Annotated in this window: 3 protein-coding genes and 1 pseudogene; all 4 read right to left on the bottom strand. The window is 70.5% G+C overall.

All coding sequences use genetic code 11. The features are described from left to right. Window positions 1-322 (bottom strand): annotated as a pseudogene (locus ACM2XV_RS11555) (glycosyltransferase 87 family protein); the annotation flags it as partial. Window positions 323-1,408: 1,086 nt separating this feature from the next. Further along, window positions 1,409-1,933 (bottom strand): hypothetical protein, encoded by a 525-nt coding sequence (locus ACM2XV_RS11550; protein ID WP_487027027.1) that lies wholly within the window; start codon window positions 1,931-1,933, stop codon window positions 1,409-1,411. Next, window positions 1,920-3,938 (bottom strand): primary-amine oxidase, encoded by a 2,019-nt coding sequence (locus ACM2XV_RS11545; protein ID WP_487027026.1) that lies wholly within the window; start codon window positions 3,936-3,938, stop codon window positions 1,920-1,922. The genes ACM2XV_RS11550 and ACM2XV_RS11545 overlap by 14 nt, the downstream gene beginning before the upstream one ends. A 5-nt stretch (window positions 3,939-3,943) precedes the next feature. Next, window positions 3,944-5,449, bottom strand: a complete 1,506-nt coding sequence (locus tag ACM2XV_RS11540) for an APC family permease (RefSeq protein WP_487027025.1) — start codon at window positions 5,447-5,449, stop codon at window positions 3,944-3,946. Between the last annotated feature and the right edge of the window lie 271 nt (window positions 5,450-5,720).

Genomic DNA, 5,720 nt, shown 5'->3' with positions numbered 1-5,720 from the left:
TCGGGCGCGAGATCAGCACGCCGAAGGCCGTCGCGTTCAGCAGGCTCACCTGCAGCAGCCAGATCGCGCCGTAGCCCGCATCGCCGCCGATGAGCGGGATGACCATCGGCACGAGCGCCACGATCGGGTAGACCCACGGCTGGTCGATCGCGGGCCAGCCGCCGCCCGCGACCGCGGTGTCGACCCACACGCGATAGAAGCCGGTGACGTCGTTGAAGGAGTTCCCGGTCACCCCGGGCGTGAGGTTCGCCGCCGCGAGTGCGAGGTGCACGGCGATGAATGCGGGCCAGAGCACAGAACGACGTCTGAGCAGGGCGCGCATGCGCCTAACCCTAGCCGGGCGCACTCGGGGCGTGCGCGGCTCTTCGCCTTCGCGGGCGGATGCCCCGTGCCGTTGTTCCTGGAAAGTGCAACGACACCGAAGTCGCCGCCATCGTCGGCCGCGCTGCGGTAGGCGCCGCGCGCAGAACGCACGATTCGGCGTACGCGCGAGGACGGTTCGTAGGACCGATCGTGCAAAATGCGCGCCGCACCTACATCCCCCTCCCGCAGACCTCAGCCCGTGGCGTCCCTGTCCCGCATCTGCAGCGCCGCGACCTCGTCCGAGCGGGTGGTGCTTCGGCAGCGTGACCGCCGGGCGCATCCTCGGTCAATCCCGCTGCGGCTAGGACGCATGGAGGTCCAAGTCGGCCCGACGTGGGCAGCTGGGCTCCCGGCTGCGATGCCCCCGGCTGCTATGCCCCCGGCCCGACGTGGGCAGCTGGGCTCCTGCTATGCCCCCGGCCCGACGTGGGCAGCTGGGCTCCTGCTATGCCCCCGGCCCGAGTCGCTGCGGCGACAGCTGGGCTCCCGGCTGCTATGCCCCGGCTCGAGTTGCTGCGGCGACGGTGAATACCGGCTCGCCACGGCGCCCAGTCGTGCGGCGAGTCGTGCGGCGACAGTAGATGCCGCATCGGGCTCGTGCCGCTTCCGACCGACGACATTCCTTGGCGTAAAGGTCGTCGCATATCGGCCACAACTGTCGCCACTTGAGGCGCCGGCCGTCGTATTCCGGCACCTACTGTCGCCGCGCGAGCCAGCGCCGCCCGATACCGACAACGACTGTCGCCGCGCGAACCCTCGCCACCCGATACCGACATCCACTGTCGCCGCACGAACCCTCGCCACCCGATACCGACAACGACTGTCGCCGCGCGAGCCGTCGCCGCCCGATACCGGCATCTACTGTCGCCGCACGAGCCAGCGCCGCCCGATACCGACATCCACCGTCGCCGCACGAGTGGGCGCAGCGGTCACAGGGCGCCGCAGCCAGAGGGCGCAGCGGTCACAGGGCGCCGCAGCCACGGCGTGCAAAGGCCCAGGGCGGCCGTGGGGACGACGCCTTCGCCCCACGCCACGCCACGTCTCGTCACGTCAGGGCGAATGCGGCCATGAGGGCGACGGATGCCGCCGCCGCCAGCATCTCGACGCGGCCGGCGTGCCGCCGTGACCGCCAGAGCGACCACCCGCAGTACACCGCCGCCGCGGCGAGCGCCACCGGCGCAAAGCCGACCCCGACCCCGAGCCCGTGTTCGTGGCGCATGCCCGCCATGGGCGCGGCGGCCGGGGCATCCCCCATCGCCCCCATGCCCGCCATCGCTCCCGTGCCGACCATCGCGATCGTGAGCGCCGCCATCACGACGAGCCCGAGCGCCCGGTGCGCGGCAAGTGGGGTGCAGCAGCGCGCGCCCCGCCCCGGCACCGCGACGACGATCGCCAGGGCGAGCTCGAGGGCGACCCAGGCGTCGGCGGGCACCACGCCGAGCGTCGGCACCATGGTGTCGAGCATGCCGAGCACCATGACGGCCATGGCCGCCGGGCCACGCCAGGCGACTGCTCGCCTCGCGCCCCGGCGGCCACGGGCCGAGCCGAAGACGGACTCAGTGGTGGTCATGCCCCGCATGCCCCGCATGCCCCGCATACCCCGGCGCGCAGTGGTCCGACACGGTGGGCTTCACGTTGAGGGCGGGGTTCCTGTCGAAGAACCCGTACGGCTTCATCGTGAACTTGACGTAGTCCGTCGGCATGACGGGCCAGTCCTCAGGGCGCGGGAAGTGCGTGAGGCCGAAGGTGGTCCACAGCACGATGTCGTCGCCGTCGAGGTTGCGGTCGGCCTGCTGCCAGGCGGTGATGCCGTCGACCCCGGGGTTCTGGTTCACGAACTCGCCCGCGGGGTAGCGCTCGTCCGAGGCATACTGCGTCACCCACAGGGTCTTCGTCGTGTAGGCGGCGCGCTTCGCGATCGACGAGCCGGGGTCGGCGAGCAGCGTCGGCGACTGCTCGACGTGCAGCACGTAGCCGGGGTGCTGGCCGAGGCCGTTGACCTTCTCGGTGTTCGAGATCATCCAGTTGCGGCTGACGGCGCCCTGGGCCTCGAGCGCTCCTTCCGCCTCGGAGGAGATGCGCCGCACCGACTTGGTGAACGCGTTCCCGTGCTCGTTGCCCGGCCCCATCGGCAGCCGCACCGCGTCGATCTCGTCGACGGCGTTGGCGAGGCCGTCGACCGTCATGTCGAGCCGCGCGCTGAAGAGGTGCTGGTGGTAGGGCGCGCCGACGCCGGGGGCCACCAGCGTCGCGTAGGGGTAGTCCAGGTCGCCCGTGTGGGCGGAGGGGAACAGGATGCCGGTGAGCTTCGCCTCGAGCTCGATGGTGCCGTCGAGGTAGAGGTACCAGTAGAAGCCGTAGTCGTAGTTCCCGACGGTCGTGAAGAACGAGATCACGAGCCGGCGCGAGCGGCGCACCTCTGACTCGCCCGTGAACACGTCGGTGTGCTTCCAGAGCACGCCGTAGTCCTCCTCGTGCATGCAGATCGCGTTCTCGATGACGCGCGGGTTGCCGAGCTCGTCGGCCAGCGTCGCGTCGAAGTAGCGGATCTCGCCGAGGCAGTCGCAGCCGAGGGTGAGCGAGTTCGTGTAGCGGCCGAAGACGTACTCGCCCGTGTCGAAGTAGTTCTGCCAGTAGCGCGACGGCGAGGGGTCGCCGTAGGGCACGACCATCTCGGCGATCGACCCGCGGTACATGATGGGGCGGACTTCGCCGCCGCGGTCGGGGTCGGCGAAGGCGAGGTTGCGCAGAATGAGCCCCTCGCGGGCGTCGAAGCCGATGTCGAGGCTCCAGTTCGCCCACTCGACGTGCTCGCCCGTGACCGTGAAGCTCGGCCCCTCGGGCTGGGTGATCTCGAGCGGCTTGAGCCCCTCGAGGTCGGCCGGGCGGCCCTCGGGCAGGTGGTAGTTCGCCGATGCCTCGGGCACGGGCGCGGCATCCGTCTCGACGATCTGCAGCAGCTCGTGCGAGATCACGTCGACGTACGCGCACAGCCCGTCGACGGGGTGAGCCCACGGGTGGTCGTGCTCGTGGTCCATGCGGAAGGCGAAGACGCGGATGACTCGGCGCCCCTCCTCCCCCGGGATCTCGTAGTAGCCGGGCGAGAGCGGCACCTGGACGACCTGATCCGGCGCCACGCCCTTGCGCGCGAGCGCCTCGACCCAGCGCGGGTCCTCGTTGACGATGTCGGCGATGTCGGCGAACTCCTCGTCGAGGATCGGAACCTGACCGCGGCTGCCGTCGATCGGCACGCTGGCGACGACGGCGGCGTCCGTGAGCGACACGGTGACGTCGAGGGATGCCCCGCTCGCGCGGTCGAGCAGCAGGGCGCGCACCTCGCGCGCGGGCAGCGGGCCCGTGCCCTGCTGCCACGCGAGCACATCGGCTTTGTCGGGCTCGAGCAGGCCGACATACGCGTAGCGCGTGGCCGTGGTGACAAAGCCGGCCGCCGCGATGATCTCGCTGGCAGCCGCGATCTCGGCCGCCGTCAGGCTGGCGAGCGGGCCGCCCGCAGGGGCTGGGGATGCCTGACCCTCGTGCTCGTGGTGGGCGTGGCTGTTCTCGGTGATGGTCACGGTCGTTACTCCTCGATGGTGCTGATGGTGTCGATGACGTTCTCGTAGGCGCCGGGTCGCTTCGCCCTCATGACAAGGGCCTGCACGACGCCGAAGACGGGGAAGGCCGCCATGACGGCGAGGAACGCGATGGTCAGGGTGCCGAAGACCGGGTTGCCCTTCGCGTCGGCGTCGCCGATGAGCAGGGGGAAGTTCTGGGCGATGATCACGGCGACGGCGGCGAGGCCGAGGAATCCGATCACGGGTGCAATCCAGGTCTTCCAGACGCCCGCCCTGATCTTCTTGACGGCGAAGTAGGAGATGACGGCGAGGCAGGTGAGCCCCATGAGCACGACGATCGCGAAGGTCGAGATGCCGCTGAACCAGGTGAAGACCTGCAGCACGGGGTCGAGCTGGAACAGCGCGAACGCCACGGTGAGCACGGCCGCGGTCACGGTCTGCACCATCGACGACGTGTGCGGCGAGCGGTGCGTGGCGTGCACCTTGCCGAGCGCGCCGGGCAGCACCGCCGCGTTCGACATGGAGTGCTGGTAGCGCGTGATCACGTTGTGGAACGAGAGCACGCAGGCGAACATGCTCGTGATCATCAGGATGTTGACGATCCAGCCGCCCGCGGCGCCGAGGTACTGCGTCGTCACGGTGCCGATGAAGGCCGACGGGTCCTTGGCGAGCTCGCCCATGAGGTGGCTCGGGCCGATGCCCATGACGAGCGCCCACGACGCGAAGGTGTAGAAGACGGCGATGACGATGAGGGCGACATAGGTCGCGCGCGGGATGGTCTTCTGCGGGTCCTTCGCCTCGTCGCGGTAGATCGCCGTCGACTCGAAGCCGATGAAGCCGGCGAGCGCGAACATGAGCGCGAGGGCCGGTGCCCCGCTCAGCACATTGGACGGCAGGAACGGCGCGGCCGAGAGCCCCTCCGCGCCGCCGGTCGCGACGACGGCGCCGGCGAGCACGAGAACGACCCCGATCTCGCAGACGAGGAAGACGCCGAGCACCTTCCCCGACAGCTCGATATGCCGATAGCCGAGCAGGCCGACGATCGCGACGACGGCCAGTGAATAGAGCCACCACGGCAGCGTCGGGCCGCTGAGCGAGCCGACGAAGCCGCTGATCACCGCGCCGACGTAGCCGTAGACCGCGATCTGAACCGTCGTGTAGGTGAGGATCGCGAGCCATGCGGCGGCGAGGCCGAGCGGGCGGCCGAGGCCGTAGCCGACGTAGGTGAAGAACGCGCCGGGCCGTGGCACGTAGTTGCTCATGGTCGACAGCCCGACGGCGAAGAACAGCAGGATGACGCCGCCGATGAGGAACATCGTCGGGGCGCCGATGCCGTCGCCGAGAAGCGCGCCGACGGGGAATCCGCCCCCGACGACGGTGAGCGGCGCGGCGGCCGCGATGACCATGAAGACGATGGATCCGACGCCGAGACGGCCCGAGAGGGTGCGGGCGGGGCGTTCGGTCAGGGCAGATGGCGCTGCGGGAAGGGCGGTGGGGTCCGCGGTTGTCATACGAGCCTCCTCAGGGGTGTGACGCCCATGCTGGGCGCGGCCCGTTTCGCCCGAATGACCCGGCCGTAACGCTCATCGCGCTGCGAACGAGACAGGCCGGGGCATCCGTCTCAGTCGCGGTCTCACGGCCGCGACGCACCGGAAACGCGCGCGCAACACGGCGTTGAGACCCTGACGGCATGACCGCGCAGAACCCGCCCGACCGCCTCGTCGCGCTCGGCCGTGCGATCGCACGGCCGCCCGTGGTCGCGGGCGTCGCGCGGAACAGCCC

It is taken from the genome of Gryllotalpicola sp. CP2-P1, assembly GCF_057512245.1.
This window is presented reverse-complemented; position numbering and strand designations above follow the sequence as displayed.

Bases quoted from the DNA above. Each gene is read 5' to 3' on its own strand.
- ACM2XV_RS11550 (WP_487027027.1), bottom strand. From the start codon at position 1,933: ATGACCACCACTGAGTCCGTCTTCGGCTCGGCCCGTGGCCGCCGGGGC.
- ACM2XV_RS11540 (WP_487027025.1), bottom strand. From the start codon at position 5,449: ATGACAACCGCGGACCCCACCGCCCTTCCCGCAGCGCCATCTGCCCTG.